The organism is Nocardiopsis sp. KDC1DS13DA1, from assembly GCF_055632325.1.
Window position 1 is genome coordinate 248,126 of record NZ_JBVMUY010000021.1, and the last position, 21,662, is coordinate 269,787.

The 21,662-nt window shown below is 70.2% G+C and carries 15 protein-coding genes; 6 read left to right on the forward strand and 9 right to left on the reverse strand.

Annotated elements, in window-relative coordinates; all coding sequences use genetic code 11:
* Positions 1-753 precede the first annotated feature (753 nt).
* The gene (locus ACTVAJ_RS14880) at positions 754-1,692 is read left to right on the forward strand and encodes a hypothetical protein (protein ID WP_470388735.1); all 939 of its coding nucleotides are present in this window, start codon (positions 754-756) and stop codon (positions 1,690-1,692) included.
* Here the strand turns inward: ACTVAJ_RS14880 and ACTVAJ_RS14885 are convergent.
* The 6 genes from ACTVAJ_RS14885 to ACTVAJ_RS14910 all read right to left on the reverse strand — a co-directional run bounded on the left by ACTVAJ_RS14885 (position 1,685) and on the right by ACTVAJ_RS14910 (position 11,497).
* A complete protein-coding gene (locus ACTVAJ_RS14885; RefSeq protein ID WP_470388736.1) occupies positions 1,685-2,755 on the reverse strand; it encodes a pectate lyase family protein in 1,071 nt (356 codons plus the stop codon). The two genes, ACTVAJ_RS14880 and ACTVAJ_RS14885, sit on opposite strands and share 8 nt — an antisense overlap.
* A 194-nt stretch (positions 2,756-2,949) precedes the next feature.
* The gene (locus ACTVAJ_RS14890) at positions 2,950-4,674 is read right to left on the reverse strand and encodes an ABC transporter family substrate-binding protein (protein WP_470388737.1); all 1,725 of its coding nucleotides are present in this window, start codon (positions 4,672-4,674) and stop codon (positions 2,950-2,952) included.
* 74 nt (positions 4,675-4,748) lie between these two features.
* Complete coding sequence (locus ACTVAJ_RS14895) at positions 4,749-6,950, reverse strand: dipeptide ABC transporter ATP-binding protein (RefSeq protein ID WP_470388738.1); 2,202 nt, start codon at positions 6,948-6,950, stop codon at positions 4,749-4,751.
* Between the two features lie 176 nt (positions 6,951-7,126).
* Complete coding sequence (locus ACTVAJ_RS14900; RefSeq protein ID WP_470388739.1) at positions 7,127-8,038, reverse strand: ABC transporter permease; 912 nt, start codon at positions 8,036-8,038, stop codon at positions 7,127-7,129.
* A 79-nt stretch (positions 8,039-8,117) separates the two neighbouring features.
* Complete coding sequence (locus ACTVAJ_RS14905) at positions 8,118-9,098, reverse strand: ABC transporter permease (protein WP_470388740.1); 981 nt, start codon at positions 9,096-9,098, stop codon at positions 8,118-8,120.
* 578 nt (positions 9,099-9,676) lie between these two features.
* A complete protein-coding gene (locus ACTVAJ_RS14910; protein WP_470388741.1) occupies positions 9,677-11,497 on the reverse strand; it encodes a family 2 glycosyl transferase in 1,821 nt (606 codons plus the stop codon).
* A gap of 682 nt (positions 11,498-12,179) precedes the next feature.
* On the opposite strand from ACTVAJ_RS14910, the gene ACTVAJ_RS14915 reads away from it, so the two are divergent.
* On the forward strand, positions 12,180-12,629 hold the full coding sequence (locus ACTVAJ_RS14915; protein WP_470388742.1) for an ATP-binding protein: 450 nt from the start codon (positions 12,180-12,182) through the stop codon (positions 12,627-12,629).
* Between the two features lie 70 nt (positions 12,630-12,699).
* Here ACTVAJ_RS14915 and ACTVAJ_RS14920 read toward each other — a convergent pair whose 3' ends face one another.
* The 3 genes from ACTVAJ_RS14920 to cmtR all read right to left on the reverse strand — a co-directional run bounded on the left by ACTVAJ_RS14920 (position 12,700) and on the right by cmtR (position 17,223).
* Positions 12,700-12,864 carry a hypothetical protein gene (locus ACTVAJ_RS14920; RefSeq protein WP_470388743.1) on the reverse strand — a complete coding sequence of 55 codons (165 nt, stop codon included), beginning with the start codon at positions 12,862-12,864 and terminating at the stop codon, positions 12,700-12,702.
* Positions 12,865-13,045: 181 nt separating this feature from the next.
* On the reverse strand, positions 13,046-16,285 hold the full coding sequence (locus ACTVAJ_RS14925) for an efflux RND transporter permease subunit (RefSeq protein WP_470388744.1): 3,240 nt from the start codon (positions 16,283-16,285) through the stop codon (positions 13,046-13,048).
* Between the two features lie 605 nt (positions 16,286-16,890).
* On the reverse strand, positions 16,891-17,223 hold the full coding sequence (gene cmtR, locus ACTVAJ_RS14930; RefSeq protein WP_470388745.1) for a Cd(II)/Pb(II)-sensing metalloregulatory transcriptional regulator CmtR: 333 nt from the start codon (positions 17,221-17,223) through the stop codon (positions 16,891-16,893).
* A gap of 121 nt (positions 17,224-17,344) precedes the next feature.
* Here cmtR and ACTVAJ_RS14935 point away from each other — a divergent pair, with 121 nt between their 5' ends.
* The 4 genes from ACTVAJ_RS14935 (at position 17,345) to ACTVAJ_RS14950 (ending at position 21,650) form a co-directional block, all read left to right on the forward strand.
* On the forward strand, positions 17,345-18,262 hold the full coding sequence (locus ACTVAJ_RS14935; protein ID WP_470388746.1) for a cation diffusion facilitator family transporter: 918 nt from the start codon (positions 17,345-17,347) through the stop codon (positions 18,260-18,262).
* Between the two features lie 126 nt (positions 18,263-18,388).
* The gene (locus tag ACTVAJ_RS14940) at positions 18,389-19,831 is read left to right on the forward strand and encodes a TrkH family potassium uptake protein (protein WP_470388747.1); all 1,443 of its coding nucleotides are present in this window, start codon (positions 18,389-18,391) and stop codon (positions 19,829-19,831) included.
* Between the two features lie 34 nt (positions 19,832-19,865).
* Positions 19,866-20,537: a potassium channel family protein gene (locus ACTVAJ_RS14945; RefSeq protein ID WP_470388748.1), complete on the forward strand. Its 672-nt coding sequence runs from the start codon at positions 19,866-19,868 to the stop codon at positions 20,535-20,537.
* 114 nt (positions 20,538-20,651) lie between these two features.
* The gene (locus ACTVAJ_RS14950) at positions 20,652-21,650 is read left to right on the forward strand and encodes a metal ABC transporter substrate-binding protein (RefSeq protein ID WP_470388749.1); all 999 of its coding nucleotides are present in this window, start codon (positions 20,652-20,654) and stop codon (positions 21,648-21,650) included.
* Positions 21,651-21,662: the final 12 nt, after the last annotated feature.

Genomic DNA, 21,662 nt, shown 5'->3' on the forward strand with positions numbered 1-21,662 from the left:
CCCGGGCGCACCGCCTGCGCCGCCGCGCAAGGACCCTCTCCGGGCCCTCCCGTCCCTGGCCCGCGCGCCCACCGCCACACCCCGGTGCCCGGTCCCCAGGGTCGGGGGAGGGCTCCACACCGCCCTGGACCGGCCGGGGTTCCGGGTGGTGCTGGATGCGACGGCGCGGAGTACCGCTCCGGGCGTGGAGCCCTGATCAGGGGCGAGCGGCGGTACACGATCATGCGCGACGGGGGCTGGAGCGTGCTCTCGACCAGCCCCCACGCCCCGCACCTGTCCGAAGGAGGCCGACCCGGCGCACCCGAACCCCGACACCGGACACCTTGGCCCGACCGTCACCGCACGCGTGCCTCCACTCCTGGCCGGACATGAACCCTTCGCCAGAAATGCCCGATCGACCGGCCCGCGACCCGGCCACAATCGGACAGAACCCCGGCACTGAGAGCGACCTTCCTCCCACAGCGGAGTGCACTGGCCCCGGGTAGGTGCGCGGAAACGCCACAAGAACGTGCGTGGACCCGTATCTTCGGTGTCTCAGGACCCCTGTCGGGGCACCACCCGATCACCGAGCGTTTCGATTCGTGGCGGCGGCGGGCCCCCGCTTCCGTGCCACCATCGAACAGAACAGTGAGTCACCACGTCACACTCCACGCACTCACGACCCCGGAGTCAGGCGACAACGGTCCGCAACAAACCCCCCGCGGCCGCACCGGCCGTTCATCGAACCGCAGAAACGAGGCCGAGCCCGTGTCGATGTCGATACCGGACACCTCACCCGCCGAGGACGTGCAGAACCAGGCCCCCGTCGGAACACGCCCCAACTGGTGGGTGTCGCTGGCCGTGGTCCTGGTCTGTCTCGTGGTGGTCTCGACCGGATGGGTGGTCACCAAGCTCACCGTGGGGAACGACTCCCCCTCCCGGGACCTCGCCGACGGCACCGACCCCGCCGCGGTGGCGACGGCTCCGTCGGTCGACGGCGTGTCCCCCGATGACGCCCGCGCCTTCATCCGTGTGGCGACCGACATCGTGGGCGATGCCACCGCCTTCCGGATCGTCTTCTCCGTGCACGGGAACGACGTCTCGGGCGAGCTCTCCGACACGCCCGGGGAGGGCGCCGGGGAGCAGGGCGGCGACACGTTCACCACGTCCCCTCCCGGTTCCGCGGCCGACACCGGGATACCGGTGGAGGACCTGTTGGGTGAGGGACGGGTGATCTACGACGTGGAGCAGGATCCGACGTTCGAACACGTCTTCCGAACGGTCACCGGCGCGACGGTGGAGCGCTACCAGATGAGCACAGGACAGCTGCTGATGAAGGCCGACGTCGGGGCGTCCAGACTGGTCACCCTGGACCACCCCGACGAGGCCGACCGCTACCTGGGTTCCAGCGCGTTCGCCTCGGTCCACCTGGAGGAGATCCTGGCCACCTCCACCGACCTCGTGTTCGCGGGCGTGGAGCAGGTGGAACTGGAGCTCCCGGGGCAGACCGTCACGCACGACACCTACCTGTACACCGGGACCTTCACCGCCCTGCGGGGCGGCTACGACACCGCCGCGGAGAGCAACACCCTCACCTCCGTGGAGGGAACCGAGTTCCGGCTGTGGATCGACGAGGAGGGGTACCCGCGAAGACTCGTCCTGCGGTCGGAGGACGGAATCGGCCAGACGCACGAGTACCTCTCGTTCAACTGACGCCCGCCCCCATGCTGACCAGGTCGGGAACGGTCACGGTGTCGTCCGGCTCATAGTCGTAGGGGGGATCGGGGACCTCACCCCGTAGCTCGGGCTGCGCCGAGTCCACGAGCAGGTTGTTCCGGGTGACCAGGTTGCCGGGTTCCTCTCCCCCGGCGGAGGCCGACAGTGCCGTGTCCTGGAAGTAGTTGCCCTCCACCAGGACGTTCGCGTCGAGGCCGGAGTCCACCCCGTACTCGCTGTTGGAGCGAAAGTAGTTGTTGAACACGTGCACGTGTTCGGCGTTGCGCACACGCGGGTTCCGGGCGGAGGTCCGGTCGAAGAAGTTGTGGTGCAGGGTCACGCGCAGCGCCCCGGACTCCTCGTCCTCACCACCGATGTCCACCGCCGCCTCCGCGTCGCGGAAGTGGTTCCAGGACAGGGTCACGTGGTCGGCCCCGCCGCTGACCGCCACCAGGGCCGAACCGCCGCCACCGGTGAACGTGGAGCCGTCCACCCACACGTGACGCGCCCCGCCGCGGACCACGACGGCCGTGCCGCCGGTCGCCATCCGCAGGTTGGTCAGGACGACGTTGGCGGCCCCGTCGACCACCAGCCGTCCGCCGGTGAGCTCGGCGCCTCCGTCGACGCCCACGAGGGTCTTGTCCGAACCGACCTCCACCGCTCCGTCGAGGTCGATCTCCCCGCTCACCTGGATGGTCAGGGGTTCCTCCTCGGCGAGCAGGTCGGCCAGCTCGCCGGGGGAGGAGGCGGTGACCGTCTCCCCGTCGGCGCCTCCGGTCACACCCGGCAGCTCGTCCCCGTCCGCCTCCAGGGACTCGGCGGCCCACCCCACGGGGAGGCGGGCCGGTTCCTCCTCGCCGGTCTCCTCCGGGGAACTGGACTCGTCCGCCTCGTCGGATCCGGGGTCACCGGCCCCGGGTCCGCCCGCGGTCGGCTCGGCGGCCGCACCGACCGGTGCCTCGGCCGCGTCCCGGACTGGTTCCTCGTCGCCCGTGCAGGAGGCGAGCGCGGCGCACAACAGCGTCGCCGCACACGCGGCGGCGAAGGGGTGAAGTCTCATCGAGGGCTTTCCAACGAACGGAACCGGGGGGTCTCTCGGACGTCAAGAGACTGTCACAGCCCGCCTTCGAGTCCCAACCCGAGGCCCCCTTGACACGTGGAGCCCCAGATCGGCACCGGGAACGGCGACGGGCGCCGACCCCCTCGCGGAGGCCGGCGCCCGGGTCGCCCGTCACCGGGCGGGGGTCGGGGTTCCTACTCCTGGAGCCAGCCGATGTCCTCGTAGACGTAGTCGGACATCAGACCGTACTCGCCCCAGTTGCGCAGGTTCTCGTCCATGACCCAGAGGCCGGGACGCTCGAACATGGGGATGGTCAGGACCTCGTCCCAGACGAGGGCGTCGATCTCGTTGGCGATCTCGGCGTAGCGGTCCGGGTCGGTCTCGGCCTGGAGCTCCTCGAACTTGTCGTTGATCTCCTGCGTGGAGTGGAAGCTGAGGTTGTTGCCCCACTCCGCGTCCTCGCCCTCACCGCTCACCGGGCCGCCGTAGTTGCCCGAGGAGTCACCGGCGTAGGGGTTGGAGCCGACGTAGACGAAGGTGGCCAGCTCGTAGTTGCCGGGGATGACGTACTCGGAGAACAGGGCGTTGCCCGGAACCTGCTGGACGTCGACCTCGACGCCGATCTCGGCGAGCATCTCGCGGCCGATGTCGGCCTCGTTCTGGGCCAGGGTGAAGTCGTCGGAGGCCACCCAGGTCAGCGTCAGGGTGTCGCCGTCCTCGTTGGTGCGGAACTCGTCACCCTCGGCCAGGGTCCACCCGGCCTCGTCGAGCAGTTCGCCCGCGCGCTCGGTGTCGTACCCGCCGAGCTCGCCGCCGTTGTCCTCGAAGCCGTACTGCGTGGAGCGGAGCAGGCGGTTGACCTGGCCGGTGATCGGCCAGTTGATCGGGCCGAGCGCGGCCTCGGCGAGGGTCTCGGTGTTGATCCCCAGGGCGAGGGCCTGGCGGACGCGCACGTCCTGCAGGTCCGGGCTCCCGGCGTTCACCGAGACGAAGCGGTGACCGTGGTTGACGGCGCGGGTGAAGTAGGCGCCGTTGCCCTCGCTCTCCTGCAGCAGCTGGTAGCCCGCGGCGTCGTAGCCGAGGTAGAACCCGTCGATCTCGTCGTTGTCGAACGCGGTCGGAGTGCCGTCGATGGCCATGGCGTCGAAGATGATCCGGTCGAGCTTGGCGGGCTCGCCCCACCAGTCGTCGTTCCGGTGCACGGTGATGCGCTCGGTGGTGTCGTCGAACTCCACGTCGCCGAACGGGCCGGCGGTGACCGGGTAGTCCTTGAAGTAGCCCTCCTCGAAGAGCTCCTCGTCCTCCATGTACTCCGCGGGGTAGAGCGGGGAGAACAGGGAGGGCCACTCGGCGTAGGGCTCGGCGTAGACGAGGGTGAAGGAGTACTCGTCGTCGCCCTCGACGAACTCGTCGACCAGCTCGTAGCCCTGCGTGGAGCCGAGCTCGAAGTCGCCGTCGCGCTCGCCCGACATCGTGACGTACTGGGCCTCGTAGTCGGCCGAGGTGACCGGCTCACCGTCGGACCAGACCGCGTCCGGGTTCAGCTCGTAGGAGACCTCCAGGCCGTCCTCGCTGACCTGGGCGTCCAGGACGTAGTCGGTGATCGGCTGGGGCAGGCCCTCGGCGTCCCAGCGGAACGCGCGCGGCATGACGGAACCGGCCACACGGCGCACGTTGGCCATGTTGCCCTGGGTGTGCGCCATGTTGTGCTGCTCGTCGTAGTTGGTGAGGGCCCAGACGAAGTCGCCGCCGTCCTGTAGGTCCTCGCGGGGGGCGGGGTTGAGGTCCACCGCGGGCAGCGACGCCAGTTCCTCCTGGGCCTGCTCCGGGTCGTTCTCCTCACCGCCACCGCCGCACGCGCTGGCGACGAGCACCAGGGCGGCGACGGGGGCGAGGTAGCGCACCTTCCCGATTCGCATGGGGATCTTCCTCTCAGGGGTGAGATGGCCAGCGCGCGGGGTGGCGCTGGCCGTGGTGCCGGGTCGGACCGCCGTCAGAGGGCCTGCCTTCCCTCCGCGAAGTGGCAGGCGACTCCCTGATCGACGCCGTCGGTGGCGAGGATCTGCGGCTCGACCGTCATGCACTGCTCCCGTTCGGGGTCGGAGAGAGTGATGAACTTCTGGCACCTGGTCCGGAACCTGCACCCCGTCGGTGGGTTGGCGGGGCTGGGCAGGTCACCGTCCAAGACAATGTGCGTGCGTGTCCGCTCCTTCTCCGGGTCGGGGATGGGGATGGCGGACAGCAGCGCCTGGGTGTAGGGGTGTGCGGGCCGGGTGTAGATCGCGTGCGTGTCGCCGATCTCCACGATGCGGCCGAGGTACATGACCGCGACGCGGTCGGCGATGTGCCGCACCACGGACAGGTCGTGCGCCACGAACAGGTACGCGAGTCCGAGCCGGGCCTGGAGCTCCTCCAGGAGGTTGACCACGCCCGCCTGGATGGACACGTCCAGGGCGGACACGGGCTCGTCCAGCACCAGCAGCTTGGGCTCCAGGGCCAGCGCGCGGGCGATACCGATGCGCTGGCGCTGACCGCCGGAGAACTCGGCGGGGAACCGCGTGACGTGCTCGGTGTTGAGGCCGACCAGGTCGATCAGCTCGTACACCCGCCGGGTGACCTCGGCCGCGGACACGCCGTGCGTGCGCAGCGGTTCGGCGATGATGTCGAAGACCGGCATGCGCGGGTCGAGCGAGCTCATCGGGTCCTGGAACACGATCTGCATGTCCCTGCGCAGGGAGAACCGATCGGCCCGGTTCAGCCCGGCCACGTCCCGGCCCATGACCTCGACCGTGCCGCCCTGCGGCCGTTCGAGCCCCATGATCTCCATGAGGGTCGAGGACTTGCCGCACCCGGACTCGCCGACCAGGGCGAGGGTCTCCCCCTCCCTGATGTCGAAGTCGACGCCGTCCACGGCGTAGACCGTGCCCACCCTGCGCTTGAACACGGTGCCCTTGGTGAGCGGATGGTGCTTGATCAGGCCGTCCACCCGCAGCATCCCGGCCCGGTCCTCCCGGCGCACGGAGGACGCGGGCGTCTCGGGGATCTCGGGGACCGGGTAGATGTCCCGCGCGGTCCACGCGTTCTCCTCGATCTCTCCGGACCGCACGCACGCGGACCGGTGCCCCCCGGTTCCCCGGACTCCTTGGTCCTCGGGGACGGACTCGCCGTCGTGGCGGGCGCGCAGTGCCTCCGGGGACGGCTGGTCGCCGACCGGCAGGAGGTCGGGCTCGGTGAACTCGCACTCGGGCAGGGCGATCGGGCACCGGGGCGCGAAGGGGCATCCCGGGGGCAGCGACGACAGCGACGGCGGGGTTCCCGTGATGGGGACGAGCGCGCCCTGGCGGTCGAGGTCCATCCGGGGGACCGCACCCAGGAGGCCCATGGTGTAGGGCATCCGGCTGCCGTAGTAGATCTCGTCGACCGTGCCCATCTCGACGGGGCGGCCCGCGTACATGACGAGCACCCGGTCGACGAATCCGGCGACCACGCCCAGGTCGTGCGTGATCATCACGATGGCGGCGCCGGTCTCGCGCTGGGCGGTGCGCAGGAGTTCCAGGATCTGCGCCTGGATGGTCACGTCCAGGGCGGTGGTGGGCTCGTCGCAGATGATGACGTCGGGGTTGTTGGCCATCGCCATCGCGATCATGACGCGCTGGCGCATACCGCCGGAGAACTCGTGCGGGAACGAGCGGTACCGCTGTTCGGCGTTGGGGATGCCGACCAGTTCGAGGAGCTCGACGGCGCGGGCCCTCGCCCTGTCCTTGGGCGTCTTGGGGTCGTGGACCAGCACCGCCTCGGCGAGCTGGTCGCCGACCGTGTACACGGGGGTGAGCCCGGACAGCGGGTCCTGGAAGACCATGGAGATGACCCTGCCGCGCAGCCGCGCCATGTCGCGGTCGTCCAGGCCCAGGATCTCCTCGCCGTGCAGGCGCACCGAACCGGTGATCCTCGCGTGCTCCGGCAGCAGGCCCATGGCCGCCATCGAGGAGACGGACTTTCCGGAGCCGGACTCCCCGACGATGCCGAGGACCTCGCCCCGGCGGACCGCGTAGCTGACGCCGCGCACGGCGCGCACGTCCGGGTTGCCGCCCACCCCGGGGAAGGTGACGGTGAGGCCGGTGACCTCCAGGACGGGGGTGTCGTCCGCGCTCCCGTCGCGCGCGGCGCCGGTGGTCGTCACGGTGTCAGTGCTCATGTGTGTCTCCCCCAGGACGTGTTCTGTGGATGCCGTCCGTCACGAGCGGCGCATCCGGTGGTGCTATCGCAAGGCCGAAGAAGGAGTCAGCCCGGGTTTGGCTGTCGACTGATGAGAACGCAGCGAGAGTGCCGCTGGGGCGACGCGCAGTAGGGCGGGTATTCACGGAGCACGTCCTAAGACCGGCGCGACTTGGACGACGGGTCGAGGGCGTCGCGCAGCCCGTCCCCGATCATGTTGACGGCCAGCACCATCACGACCAGCAGCGTCGCGGGGAACGCGAACATCCACCAGGCGGTGGTGGCGAACCGCGAACCGGCGGCGATCACGACGCCGAGGCTGACGTCGGGCGCCTGGACCCCCAGTCCGAAGTAGCTGAGCGCGGTCTCCCCGATGATCGCGGCGCTGACCATGATGGTGGCGTCCGCGATGAGCAGGGATGACATGTTCGGCAGGATGTGGCGCAGGATGATCTTGTGCGGGGGGACGCCCATGAACCGGGCGGCGTGGATGTACTCGCGCTCGCGGAGTGAGATGGTCAGTCCGCGGATCATCTTGGAGGTGACCATCCAGCTGAACACGGCCAGCAGGATGACCAGGACGAACCATCCGCCGTCGCCGGCGAAGTGGGTGGACAGGATGGCCAGGATGACGAAGTTGGGCAGGACCAGGGCCAGGTCGGCGACCCACATCAGACCCTTGTCGACGAGGCCGCCGAAGTATCCGGCGAAGGAGCCCACGACGGCCGCGACCCCGGTGGTGAGGACGGCGACGAGCAGGCCGATCATCAGTGACTTGCGCAGGCCCGCGGTGGTCTGCGTGAAGATGTCCTGACCGGTGCTGTTGGTGCCCATCCAGTGGTCGGCGGACGGTGCGCCGAGGATGTCGCCGAAGTCGCGTTCGCCGATCCCCCAGCCGCTGACGAGCGGTCCGACGAAGGCGAACAGGGCGAGGAGGGCGAGCAGGACGAGGCCGACGATGACGCGCCGGGTCCCGAGGAGTTGGCGGCCCAGGTCCCTGAGCCGGTTGGGAGCCTTGGGCACGGTCGGCGCCTTCACGGACTCCGTGCTCTCTTGGGTCGTGCTCATGGCGTGGTCTCCAGCCGGGGCGCCGCTGCGATGCGGGACGGTACGTGGCGGGTGGGGATGCGGTGGGTCGATGTCACGGTCACACCCGCACCCTCGGGTCGAGCCAGGCGTAGAGGATGTCCGACAGGAAGGACGCCGCCATGATCGTGATCGCCATGAACCAGGAGACGGCGGCGACGACGTGCACGTCCTGGCTGAAGATCGAGTCGATCATCCAGGCGCCCATGCCGTGCCAGCCGTAGATCTTCTCGGTGAAGGTCGCCCCGGACACCAGCGCACCGAAGGTGAACGTGAAGTAGGTGATGGTCGGGATCAGGGCCGTGCGCAGGGCGTGCTTGAACAGTGCCGCCCTTCGGGTGAGCCCCTTGGCCATCGCCGTGCGCACGAAGTCGGCGCCGAGCACGTCCAGCATCATGTTCCGCTGGTACCGGGCGAAGGCGGCGAACAGCGCGACGGCCAGGACGAAGGTGGGCAGGATCGCGTGGTGGACGCGGTTGAGGAACAGCTCCCACGCGTTGCCCTGGAAGCCCGCCGAGTACTCACCGGAGTAGGTCAGCAGCTGGAAGCCGAGGAAATCGTTGATGGCGTTCGCGCCGACCTGGACGGAGAGCGCGATCACGACGGTGGGCACCGACAGCACGAAGAACGACGCGGCGGTGGCCGCCTTGTCGAACCCCCGGTACTGGCGTACGGCGGCGTAGGCGCCGATGGCGATACCGATGGCGCTGCCGAGGACGGTGGCGACGGTGATGAGGCGCAGTGTGACCCCGGCCTTCAGCCACATCTCCTCGGTGACGTCACCGCCCTGGATGGTCTGGCCGAAGTCGCCGACGACGACACCGCTGATCCACGTGACGTAGCGCTCCGCGATCGGCGTCTGGTCGTTGAGGTTGAGCGCGTCCAGTTGGGAGTTGACCGCCTCGGGTGACGGTGGGGGCTGCATCTGCTCGAAGTACCCGCGTGGGTACAGGTTGGTGGCCGCGAGCAGGTAGGCGAAACTCGTCGCGAGAAAGATCAACACGACGTAGTTCAGTAGCCGCCTGGCCAGGAACTTGCCCAAAACTATCTCCGAACCTCACACCGAGCCCGGCGCTCGTTATCCGTTCCGACCGGCCACGACCGGAATGTCCGTGGCACCGGGGGCGCGTCGCTCGGGTGGATCCCACCGTTAAGCGTTCGCGATCCCGGGACCACTGGGTGGGGTGACAACCAGTGACCGACGAAACACGCTTCCTTCCGATTCACGGTCCGTGACCGGAATGTCAAGAGTCTGCGGGACAGTTGGACACTCGGAGGTCACCGACCCATCAAGAAAAGACAACGGTGCCTCTTTGGACATCATCCTCCGAGCGAATTGTCAAGGCTTGTACTCACAGCAAGAGGCGTACGACACAGTGCCACCATCAACCACATTGAGCTGCGAAAACAAGCCCCTACACCATCGAGTCTGCGACATCGACGCCGCATATCGGCCAAAGTTCACAAAACGGTCCAACCGCGAAAAAACATCGAAACATTCCAGAAAACCGCATGTCACAGCCACCGCCCCGCCCCCTCCGAACCCCATCCAGGGACACCGGCAACGCCGTTAATCGCGCTTGTAGCTAGACCGAATCTGGCTACCGTGAGTAGCCAGAGTTAACGGCGACTAACGATGGAACGCAGTCTCCCCTTCACGGGCGCCGCCGCTTCGACGGAACCCTCCCGGGGCCGCTCCGGACGCTCGGCCACCCTCGGGCGCGGCAGGAGCGGTGCCGCCGACCCCGATCTCGCCACCCCCCACCATGTGCCCAGTGAGCGGGCGGCGTCCCCGGCCACCCCCAGGGCGGTCCAGGTCACCGGCCCCACCAGGGCCACACCCCGGCCCCGGTGCCACGCCCCCAGATGCGGGAGGACGAGCAGTGCGCCCACGGCCACAGCGATGCGCCGCGCGCGCCGCCCGGCCCGCGGGGAACCCCCAGCTCCGGGGGGTCGGCCGACGGCCCCCGCCGGTCCCGGCGCTCCGGCGCCCCCGTCCCCGCGTCGCGCGACCGCCCCGGCCCCGACCGCCACCCCGGCCAGGACCGGCCACCAGGCACCCCGGGCCCACCGGCCTCCGACCCCCGCCGCGTACAGCAGGTCCCGGCCCGCCAGGAGCACCGCCCCCGCAAGCCGGTCCCCCGGACCGCCGGAGAGCCGCCGCACCCCGCACGCCGCTCCGAGGGCCATCGCGCCCAACGCCGGTACCGGGCGTCCGGCCGCCAGAAGGGCGAGGGCCGCGGCGCCGGAGCAGGGCAGTTCGGGACCGACCGCTCGCCGTCCGCGGCGCCGGGCGAGCGGTCCGGCCGACACACCGCGCGTGAAGCAGGCACGCAGGTAGCCGCCCAGATCGCCGACCGGCGGGGCCCACACCCGTGACCGGGGCTCGTAGCGCACCGACCACCCGCGTTCGGTCAGGCGCCACAACGCGTCCAGGTCGGCGCACTCCCCCGGGGCGGGGCCGAGAAGGTCGGGGCCGACGGCCGCCCGGCGCAGGACCACCGCGCGCACGGGGCTCAGGGGATCGGCACGGGTGTGTTCGTTCGCGGTACCGGGAAGTCGCCGCCCCCCGGTGGCGTGGCCCCAGGGCAGGACGGGAGCGGGATCGGCTCCCCGGTCGGCCCCGACCCGGTCGGCGGCGACCGCGGCCACGATCATCTCCGGGTACGTGGGAGCGCTGGCCCGGGCGGTCAGCACCCGGGGCAGGACGGCCGCCACGCCGGGGTCGACGAAGTGTCCCAGGGCCGTCTCCAGCCAGCCGGGTCCGGGGCGCGTTCCCGCCGCCAGGAGTGCCACGTGAGGGGCGGTCCACACGCCCGGTGCGGCGTTCCCTCCGGCCGTTCCACCGGTGGCGCCGGGAACGATCCGCGCTCCTCGGCTCCGGGCCGCCCAGGCGCACCTCCCGGTGGCACCGACGACGACGGGGCGCAGATCGGGGTAGGCGGCGCCGAGGTCGTCCAACGTCCGCGCCAGACCCTCGGGAGAGACCGGGCCGACGACGGCGACGTCCACCGTCCCGGGGCCGACGGGAGCCGCGGCCTCCACGGGACGGGGATGGGCGAACCCGGCGTCGATCAGGCGCCGGGCGAGGGTCCGCTCCGCACGGCCGGTCGGAAAGGCCCCGCTCGACCAGCGGACCAGCGCGCTGGCCTGGTCGGTCGTGAGGCGGAGCGCATGGGGGACGTGACCCCCGACCAGGACGTGCCCCTCGTCGGCGAGGCGGACGGAACGGTCGATCTCGACCCCCAGGCCGAGCGGCAGGGGCGACTCGGAGGGGGAACCGTACCTCGGGCGTCCGCTGAGGGTGCTCCACACCCCCGCGAAGCGGCCCCTGGACGGTGGTGGGCGACGGAGAAGAAGACCGCGCCGCAGGCGTCCGCTGAGGGTGCTCCACACCCCCGCGAAGCGGCCCCTGGACGGTGGTGGGCGACGGGAGGGCATGGGCCATACCCTGTCGCCTCGGACATCCGGTGCGCAAGACCGTGCGAAGCAGCAAAATTCAGTGGAGCTTCACAGAATCGTTACCTCGCCTCGCTGGCCCCACCAGTCACGAAACACCGTCGTAGCCCGCCCGAGATCCGTGCCACGACCTCACCGGTTCGCCTCTTTCTCCAGTTCAGCGGAGGATATCCTGTCCAAGCCAGGTCGGCCGGGTTTCGGGGGAGGCACAGAGCGTATGCTAAGCGCGAATACGCCCTCCAGTGTCGGAGGGCACCTCCCTTACCGATCATGACCAACCATGACGGGCCGCCCCTCGGCCCCACCCCCGTCCGGCGGGGAGCCCCGCGGCTCCTCCCACCCCACACGCCGACCACCGCACACCGCGCGCCCCGTGGCACCAGACCACTTCCCTCCCTGACCCAGGGGGCACCGATCCGTGTGTCCGTACCGCGCCGTGACCCGCATCCGCGGGCATGGACGCCACGAGGGCCCGGCGCACCTAGCCCCGCCCGCCGCGCACACACGTCATCGGGAAGTGAAACCCACCATGTGTGACACTGCCGCAGCCCAGGGTCCCCTGGTCACCCGACACGTCCCCGACCCCGGGGCCGCCCTCTCGTCTCCGGACCCGTTCTCGCCGCCGCGTTCCACGTCCCGTCCGTACCAAGGTCCGACGAGATCCATGGAAGAGCCCACCCCGTACAGCACCGACACCGGAACCAGACCGGTCAGACGCCGGTTCCCCGGACTGCCGAGCCAGATCGCCTACGCGCGCCGGTTCGTGGCGCGCCACCTGACGGCCTGCCCGGACCTGACCACGGTGACCCTCCTGACCAGCGAACTCGCCACCAACGCCATCACGCACAGCGCGTCCGGCCGGGCGACGGGGAAGTTCGAGATCTGCGTGCACCAGGCACCCGGCTGGGCCAGGGTGGAGGTACGCGACCTGGGCAACCTGGAGGAGTCTCCACGGCCCCAGCACCGGAACCCCTACGACACCGAGGAGCACGGCCGGGGACTGGACCTGGTCGAGGCACTCTCCAACGCGTGGGGCGCCGAGCCCCGCGGCGACGGGATGGGGCGCAAGGTCTGGTTCGAGCTGGTGTGGGAGCGCGACGACGATCCGCTCTGAGATCCGTCGGCGGCCGAAGGACCCCGGGGCCCTCGGCGGTACGCCGCCGCGCCTGAACCGTCCGTCGCCGTCACTCCGTGGCCGTCACCGGCTCGTCAGCCCCGCCGTCGTCGGTCGGCGCGGGCAGCCGGAAGCGTTCGTACAGCTGTCGTGCGTAGTCCTTGGCCTCTTGGGACGGCTCCTCGCCCAGCTCGTCGCGGACCAGGTCGTCGAGGCTCTTGTTCGATTCGTCCATGTGACGCAGACTGCCTGGAGTGCCCGGAGAGCACAAATCAACTCCCCGGTGACCCTGCGAAACCGGCGCACGTCATATCGCCCGTAACGGCCCAGAGGCGCCCCGCACCGTGTGCGGAGCGCCCCTGGGGCGGTGCCTTCCCGGCCGACCGGTTCCCGGTCCCGCGGAAGGGCCGGGTCCGTCAGCGCCCGACGGGTTCGCCCGTGGGCTCGTCCGAACCGCTGGCACCGTTCATCTCCGGTACGGACCGGTGGGCCGCGCCCTCGGTGCCCCGCGCGGCCGCGCGCTCGGCGCGACGGCGGTCCCTGCGGGCGGCCCGCTTCCCGGCGCGCCGTTCCTTGCCCGTCTCGACCAGCTGGTAGAGCACGGGGACCAGGATCAGTGTCAGCAGGGTGGACGAGACCAGTCCGCCGATCACCACGATCGCGACCGGACCGGAGACGAACGCACCGCCGCCGGTGAGGCCGGTGGCCAGCGGCACGAGCGCCGCGATGGTGCCCGCCGCGGTCATGAGGATCGGACGCAGGCGGTGGCGGGTGCCCTCGACGATCGCCTCGCCCAGCGGCATGCCGTTCACGCGGTTCTGGTTGATCAGGTCCATCAGGACGATGGCGTTGGTGATCACCACGCCGATCAGCATGAGCAGGCCGATCATCGCCGCCGCACCGAGCGGGGTGCCGGTCAGCATGAGCAGGCCGAGCGAACCGGTCGCCGCGAAGGGCACCGACACCAGCAGCAGGAGCGGCTGGACCAGGCTCTTGAACGTCGCCACCATGATCAGGTAGCAGATGACGATCGCCGCGAGTAGCGCCGTGAGCAGCTGGAGGAGGCCCTCGGACTGGTCCTGGCTGACCCCGGCCAGCGTGGCGGTGGCGCCCGAGGGCATGTCCAGCCCGTCCAGGGCCTGGGCGATCTCGGTGCTCACCGCGCCGAGGTCGGAGGCGGTCGGGCTGGCCGACACCGTGGTGCTGGTGACGCCGTCGATCCGGGTCAGTTCCGGGGGCTGCACGACCTCCTCCACGTCGGCGACGCGGTCCAGGCTCACCTCCTGCCCGGTGGGCGTGGTGAGCGTGAGGTCCTCCAGGTCCGCCCGGCTCTCCGGCGCCTCGTCGACCAGCACGACCACGTCGCGGCGGACGTCGTCGACGGTCGCGGAGCCGACGCCCCGTCCGTTGAAGGCGGCGGCGACCGCCTGGCCGACCGCGGCCTCGTTCAGCCCCAGTTCGGCGGCCTCCTCACCGTCGACGCGCACCTCCAGGGCGGCCTGGGAGGCGGACACCCCGTTGACGACGTCGTCGGCGCCGTCGATGTCGAGCAGGGCCTCCTCGACCATGTCGGCGGCCTCGGTCAGGGCCTCCTGGTCCTCGGCCGTGACGCGGACCTCGATGCCCGATCCGCCCATGCCGCCGGAGGCGTCGAGCCGGGGCTCGTAGTCGGTGTCGAGGGCGGCGAACTCCTCCCGCAGCACCTCGCGGTTGCGCAACTGGTCGGACTCGGGGTCGGCGGTGATGGTGTAGCTGATCCGGTCGGTGCCGGCGGCCATCATCGGGTTGCCGTTGCCGCCCACGCTGACCTGGTAGTCGTCCACCCAGGCCATACCGTCGAGCAGCTCCTCGACCTTGGCGGCCTCGGCGTCGGCGGTCTCCAGGGAGGTGCCGGGCTCCAGGTCCTGCACAGCCGAGTAGGTGTTCTGCTCGGCCTCGCCGAGCCAGTCGGTCTCCATGGTGGTCGCCATGTACACCGTGCCGCCGAAGATGACGGCGGCGCCCGCCAGGATGATGGCCGTGGCGCTCTTCCGCCTGGTGGTGATCCACCGGATGATCGGGACGTACACCCGCTGGAGCGGCGTGCGCAGCTCCGCCCGGGCCCTCTCGCGCTCGATCTCCTCCTGCGTGGTGTCACCGACCTCCTTGGGCCGCATGAACCAGTAGCACAGGACCGGAGTGAGGGTCAGCGCGACCAGCAGCGAGGCTCCGAGCGCGATCGAGCTGGTCACGGCGAACGGCATGAAGATCTCGCCGACCTCGCCGCCGACGAAGGCCATCGGCAGGAACACGGCGATGGTGGCGAACGAGGAGGAGGCCACAGCGGTGGCGACCTCGCGGACACCGTCCTTGACCGCCGTCATCCGCTCCTTGCCGTAGCCCATGTGGCGGCGGATGTTCTCCAGCACCACGATCGAGTCGTCGACGACCCGGCCGATCGCGATGGTCAGGGCCGCCAGGGTGAGCATGTTCAGGGTGAACCCGAACACCTGCATCCCCACGAAGGTGACCAGGATGGACACCGGGATCGAGACCGCGACCACGATCGTGGAGCGGATCGACAGCAGGAAGACCAGGATCACGACCACCGCGGCGGCCAGACCCATCCAGCCCGCGGTGAACATGTCCTCGATCGACTCGTTGATGAACGGCGCCTGGTCGAAGACCGGGGTGATGTGGATGTCCTCCCCGAGCAGGTCGGCCTGCTCGTCCAGCACGGACTCCACACCGGCGGAGATGTCGACGGTGTTGCCGTCGGGCGTGGGCATGACCATGAGCATGACGGCCGGTTCGCCGTTCACGCGGGAGATGTCGTTGGCCTCCTGCGGGACCAGCGCGACGTCGGCGACCTCGGAGAGCTGGACCGGCTCGGCGGCGGCCGCGGGCGCGCCGGGCACGGGCGCGGCGCTCTGCGCGGGTCGGATCCACACGTCCTCGATCTGTTCGAGGTCGGTGTGCTGTTCGCCGGTGGTGACGCTGAGCGTGCGGTCGTCCTCGTCGAGCGCGCCGCCGGCCATGAGCAGGCCGCTGCCCTCCAGGGCCTGGGCGATGTCCTGCGGGGTGAGGCCGGCCGACTCCAGCTCGTCCTCGTCCGGGGTGATCTCGACCCGTTCCTCGCCCACGCCCATCAGGACGGCGGAGCGCACTCCGGAGACCGACTCGATCTCCGGGACGAGGACCGTCTCCACGGTGGAGGCCATGTCCGGCTGCTCCAGGGTGTCGCTGCTCACCGCGAGGACCTGGGCGGGCAGCATGTTCGTGTTCATGGAGGAGACGTTGGTGTCCACGCCGTCGGGCAGGAACCCGGCGACCTGGTCGATCGCGACCTGCGTCTCACGGACCAGCGTGCCCTGCTCCTGGCCGTAGTCGAACTCGGCCTGGATGGTCGCGGTTCCGGTGCTGCTGGTGGAGGTGACGGCGGTGACGCCCTCGACCCCCTGGACGGCCTGCTCCAGGGGTTCGGTGACCTGGCCCTCCACGACCTGGGGGGTGGCCCCCTCGTAGGACGCGGTGACGGTCACCATCGGCAGTGAGAACTCGGGGAAGAGTTCGCGCTTGGCGCTCGTCACGGCGAGCGCGCCGAAAACCATGACCGCGAGGGTGATGAGGAGGACGAGCGCCCGGTTCCCGAGTGAGGCGTTCGACAGGCGGTTCACGTGTGCGTCCCTTCCGTTCCGTGGTCCGGGTTCCCCGCGGGGGGTCGACCCGCGGCACGGATCGTTGTCGCCGATCTGGACATGAGGGTTGTCGCTCCTAGTTCGCTGCCGTGTGGTGGTGTGCCGCCCCGCGAGGAAGCGCACACGAACCAGCACACACGAACGGCGTCGTTCGGTCGGACTTGCCGTCGGGTGTCGCGGATGTCGTTGATGTCGCGGGGGCGTGATGGGCTTCCGAGGGCGGGGTCCGGGTTGTCGGACGCCGTCTCCCTACGGGCACAACACTCACCATACGTCGCGTTATATCGGGTCTTCCGCTCCATGGGCCCGGTTCAGGGATCTCTCAGGGAGACGTCAGCCTTACGTCAGGGTCGACACCTGACCAAAGTTGGGGACATCATCCACAGGTCCGGGACACCCCGGGTTGACGTGGGCTTCGACACACACCCCGGGGACATCCGAACGTAACGGGCGCTTCACCGTCGATTTACGGACCCCCGGAAACGAGAGGGAGGGGGACGGGAACTCATGTCGCACCCGGGCGCAGCGCGCCGCCGGACCGGACGGCGCCCCCGGACCCACGCCCCGGACGGAGCGCCGGCGACTCAGGCCACGGAGGAGCGGCCGTCCGCGGGCACGTGCGGCTGCGCCGTTCCCCACACGACGCGCAGCAGGTCGTCCAGAGCGTGGGCGAGGGAGGCGTCGACGAGTTCGTAGCTGACCTGGCGCCCGCGCGCCTGGGTCCGGACCAGGCCGCAGTCCCGCAGGCACGCCAGGTGGTTGGAGACGTTCTGCCGGGTGAGTCCAAGCTGGTCGGCCAGGCCCGCCGGGTAGTTGGGACCGTCGAGGAGGGCCAACAGCAGGCGGCTGCGGGTGGGGTCTGACAGGGCTCGCCCCAGGCGGTGGATGGCGGACAGGCGCTGCTCGGAGGTCAACATGAAAATCATTGTACATAGGTTGCTGTATAGACAGCTTCGACTGTATAAACAGTGATGACTGAATCGTCTGTCGGCGTCGGAACGTGACCTCCGACACGGCCGTCCACGAAGGGGGTGCGCGATGGGTGCCGGACACGGGCACGGGCACGGCACGATGACCGCAGGGGCCGCCAACAGCAGACGGCTGGCCCTCGCACTGGGGCTCATGCTCACCGTCGCCGTCGTCCAGGTGGGCGGTGCCGTGTTCAGCGGCAGCCTCGCCCTGCTCGCCGACGCCGGCCACACCGCCACCGACTCCTTCGGGGTGGGCCTGGCACTGGCCGCCGTGTGGATCGCCACCCGGCCCGCCACCAGCAAGAGGACCTTCGGATTCCAGCGCGCCGAGATCCTCGCCGCGGCCGTCAACGCGCTCGCGCTGTTCGGCCTGTGCGGCTTCATCGTCATCGAGGCGGTCGACCGGTTGCGCTCACCCGCCGAGGTGTCCGGCCCCGGCGTCGTACTCGTGGCCGGTGTCGGCCTGGTCGCCAACGTCGTGGCACTGTTCGTCCTGCGGTCGGGGGCCGAGGAGAGCCTGAACGTCCGCGGCGCCTACGTGGAGGTGCTGAGCGACGCCCTGGCCTCGGTCGGCGTCATCATCGGCGGTGTCGTTCTGTGGCTGACCGGCTGGAGCCGGATCGACACGCTCATCTCCCTCGCCATCGCCGCCATCATCGTCCCCCGCGCGTGGGCACTGCTCAAGGAGGCCGTGCACATCCTGCTGGAGGCCACCCCCAGGGGCATGGACCTCGGCGAGGTCCGCGACCACCTCCTCGGCCACCCCGCCGTCGTCGACGTCCACGACCTCCACGCGTGGACCATCACCTCCGGCGTGCCCGTGATGTCGGCCCACGTGGTCGTGGACGAGGAGCGCCTCGGGGACAGCGGGCGGATGCTGGACGAACTCCACACCTGCCTGGCCGGGCACTTCGACGTCGAGCACTCGACCCTGCAGCTGGAACCGCCGGGCCACGCCGACCACGAGGGAGCGCGACACGCCTGAACACCACGGACGACCCGGGTTCGGTGACCCGTTCGGTCCCGCCCTGGTGGCAGAATCGTTCAGGTCCGGACAAGGCGTACGTGGAAACTCGGGTGAAACGGGATCATGGGGTGGGTTCCCGATGCGGTGCGTGATCGCACCGCTCAGACGGCCAGCGCCACGCGGCGGCGCGTCGCCCGCCTCCTGCACCGCCTTCCTCCGTTCCGGCGCCGGTCCGGAGAGCAGCCGACGTACCGGCCGCGCAGCGCCTGGGGCAAACCCGCCCGGGCCTTCCTCCTGATGTTCCTCGGGGCCGACCTGCTGGGCGCCGGACTGCTGATGACACCCGCCGCCTCCACCGACGGTCAGGGGCTGGACCTCGTCGACGCGGTGTTCACCTCGACCACGTCCCTGGCCGTGTGCGGTCTCTCCGTCATCTCGATCGGCGGCGACCTGACCGTCTTCGGCCAACTGGTGGTCACCGTGCTGATCCAGGTCGGCGGAATCGGCATCATGACGCTGGCCTCCCTGCTCGGCTCGGCGCTCGTGCAGCGCTTCAGCCTGCGTATGCAGCTCAACGTGCAGGCGGAGAACCGGGCCCTGGCGGTTGGGGACGTCCGGGGGATCGTCAGCCGGGTGGCTCTGGTCTGCCTGGTGATCGAGGCCGCGACGTTCGCGGTCGTCATGCCGCGGATGTGGCTGGGCCACGGGATGGGGATCGGCGAGGCGGCGTACTCGGCGTTCTTCCACTCGGTGTCGGCGTTCAACAACGCGGGGCTGTCGCTGTACGACGACAGCCTCACCCGGTTCTCGGGGGACATCATCATCCTCGGGGCCGTGGCCGCGGCCGTCATGCTCGGCGGGATCGGCTTCCCGGTCCTGCTCGAACTGCGCCGCCACTGGCGCACACCGAAGCAGTGGAGCCTGCACACACGGCTGACCGTCGTCACCAGCGCCCTCCTGTTCGTGGTCACGAGCGTGCTCGTCATCGCGATGGAGTGGAACAACCCGGACACCCTGGGCGGGCTGCACTGGTGGGCGCGGGTCACCGACGGGTTCTTCCACGGGGTCATGCCGCGCAGCGGCGGCTTCAACGTGACCGACACCGGGCAGATGCACGACTCCACGCTGCTGCTCACCATCATGATGATGTTCGTGGGCAACGGCAGCGCCGGAACGGCGGGCGGCATCAAGGTCGCCACCCTCGCGGTGCTCTTCCTCGTCCTGTGGTCGGAGGTGCGCGCCCACGACCGGGTGCACGTCTTCGGCCGCCGCCTTCCCTCCGACATCATCCGCCAGGCCCTCAGCCTGACCTTCCTGTCCATGACGGCGGTGGCGGGAACGACCGTGTTCTTCCTGCACACAACGCCCTTCTCGTTCATGGAGACGCTCTTCGAGGTGGTCTCCGCGGTGGGCGTGGTGGGGTTGTCCACGGGCATCACCCCCGACCTCCCACCGTGGGCACAACTCCTGCTCGTGGTGCTGATGATCGCCGGCCGCATCGGGCCGGTCACGTTCGTCACCGCCATCGCCTTCCGCGAGCGCAAGCGCCGATACGACCTGGCCGAGGGCCGGACGATGATCGGTTGAACCCCACCCACCCGCAGCCACCGAAGGAAGACCCGTGCCGTACACCAAGAAGGAATCCGACAAACGCATCCTGATCATCGGGCTGGGCCGGTTCGGCAGTTCCATGGCACTGGAGCTGGTCAACCACGGCTGGGAGGTGCTGGGCATGGACTCCAGCCCGCGCCTGGTCCAGATGTTCGCCGACGCCCTCACCCACACGGTGATCGCGGACGCCACGGACGACGAGGCGCTCCGGCAGATCGGCGCGGCGCAGTTCACCCACGCGGTCGTCGCGATCGGGTCGCACCTGGAGGAGAGCATCCTCGCCACGTCGCAGCTGGTCGACCTGGGGGTCCCCGACATCTGGGCCAAGGCGGTCAGCCGCCGCCACGGCCGCATCCTCGAACAGGTGGGCGCCCACCACGTGGTCCTGCCCGAACACGACATGGGTGAGCGGGTCGCGCACCTGGTGTCGGGGCGGATGCTGGACTACGTCGAGCTGGAGGAGGGGTTCTCGCTCGGCAAGACCAAGGCGCCCAAGGAGCTCATCGGCCTCCCCCTGGCCGATACCAGGGTCCGGCAGAAGTACGGGATCACGGTGGTTTCGGTCAAGCACCGCGGCGCGGCCTTCACGTACGCCAGCCGGGAGACCGTGCTGAGCAAGGGGGACGTGATCGTGGTCGCCGGCCGCACCGAGGACGTGGAGCGGTTCGCCGAGGCCGACTGAGCCCGTGCGGGGCGGGCGGGCCAGGACCAGCCGACCTGGATCCGCCGACCTGGGATCTTTCCCACCAAGCGGACAAATTGACAACCGTTTTCATTTTCCCGCATGATGGGACCCATGCGAACTGGGACCACCGTGCGGGCCGCCGCCCTCGGCGCCGCGACACTGATGATGATCACCGCGTGCGGCAGCGGCGGAAGCGGGGGCGACGGTGCGGAGGACGCCTCGCTGACCCTCGTCACCGGCGTCTACCCCCTGGAGTGGCTGGCCGGTCAGGTCGGCGGCGACCGTGTGGCCGTCACCCAGCTCACCGAGCCGGGCGCAGAACCCCACGACCTCGAACTGACCGGCCGCCAGATCGGCGAGGTCAGCGAGGCGGACATCGCCTTCTACGTCTCGGGGCTCCAACCCGCCGTGGACGAGGCCGTCGGCCAGGAGGCCGCGGACGCGGCGCTCGACGTCGCCGGCGTGGTCGAACTCCACCCCCTCGGCGACGAGGGCGGACACGAGCACGAGGACGGCGACGAGCACGCCGAGGAGGAGGGCGGGCACGACGAGCACGCCGAGGAGGAGGGCGACGGGCACGGCCACGGCGAGTTCGACCCCCACTTCTGGCTCGACGTCGACCTCATGGCGGAGGCCGCCGCCGCACTCGCCGACCGGATGGCCGAACTGGACCCCGAGGGCGCGCGGACCTACCAGGACAACGCCGGAGCCGTGACCGAGGAGCTGGCGGCTATCGGCGAGGAGTACGACGCGGGGCTGGCCGACTGCGCGAGCCGCGAGGTGGTCGTCGGGCACACGGCCTTCGCCTACCTCACCGAGGCGCACGGACTGGAGCAGATCGGCGTCAGCGGTGTCGACCCCGACACCGAGCCCTCCCCGTCACAGATCGCGGCGATCGCGGACATCGTGGCGGAGCGGGACATCACCACGGTCTTCACCGAACCGCTGATGCCCGCCGCGACCGCCGACACCATCGCCGCCGAGTCGGGTGCCGAGGTCGCCGTGCTCGATCCTCTGGAGGGGGTGACCGACCAGTCCCCCGGCGACGACTACCCGTCGATCATGCGCGGCAACCTGGCCGCCCTGAGCACGGCCCTGGAGTGCTCCTGACCACCCACTCCG

Excerpts from the sequence above, each read along its gene's own strand:
- ACTVAJ_RS14880 (WP_470388735.1), top strand. The coding sequence starts at position 754 with ATGTCGATACCGGACACCTCACCCGCCGAGGACGTGCAGAACCAGGCC.
- ACTVAJ_RS14885 (WP_470388736.1), bottom strand. The coding sequence starts at position 2,755 with ATGAGACTTCACCCCTTCGCCGCCGCGTGTGCGGCGACGCTGTTGTGC.
- ACTVAJ_RS14890 (WP_470388737.1), bottom strand. The coding sequence starts at position 4,674 with ATGCGAATCGGGAAGGTGCGCTACCTCGCCCCCGTCGCCGCCCTGGTG.
- ACTVAJ_RS14895 (WP_470388738.1), bottom strand. The coding sequence starts at position 6,950 with ATGAGCACTGACACCGTGACGACCACCGGCGCCGCGCGCGACGGGAGC.
- ACTVAJ_RS14900 (WP_470388739.1), bottom strand. The coding sequence starts at position 8,038 with ATGAGCACGACCCAAGAGAGCACGGAGTCCGTGAAGGCGCCGACCGTG.
- ACTVAJ_RS14910 (WP_470388741.1), bottom strand. The coding sequence starts at position 11,497 with ATGCCCTCCCGTCGCCCACCACCGTCCAGGGGCCGCTTCGCGGGGGTG.
- ACTVAJ_RS14915 (WP_470388742.1), top strand. The coding sequence starts at position 12,180 with ATGGAAGAGCCCACCCCGTACAGCACCGACACCGGAACCAGACCGGTC.
- ACTVAJ_RS14920 (WP_470388743.1), bottom strand. The coding sequence starts at position 12,864 with ATGGACGAATCGAACAAGAGCCTCGACGACCTGGTCCGCGACGAGCTG.
- cmtR (WP_470388745.1), bottom strand. The coding sequence starts at position 17,223 with ATGTTGACCTCCGAGCAGCGCCTGTCCGCCATCCACCGCCTGGGGCGA.
- ACTVAJ_RS14935 (WP_470388746.1), top strand. The coding sequence starts at position 17,345 with ATGGGTGCCGGACACGGGCACGGGCACGGCACGATGACCGCAGGGGCC.
- ACTVAJ_RS14950 (WP_470388749.1), top strand. The coding sequence starts at position 20,652 with ATGCGAACTGGGACCACCGTGCGGGCCGCCGCCCTCGGCGCCGCGACA.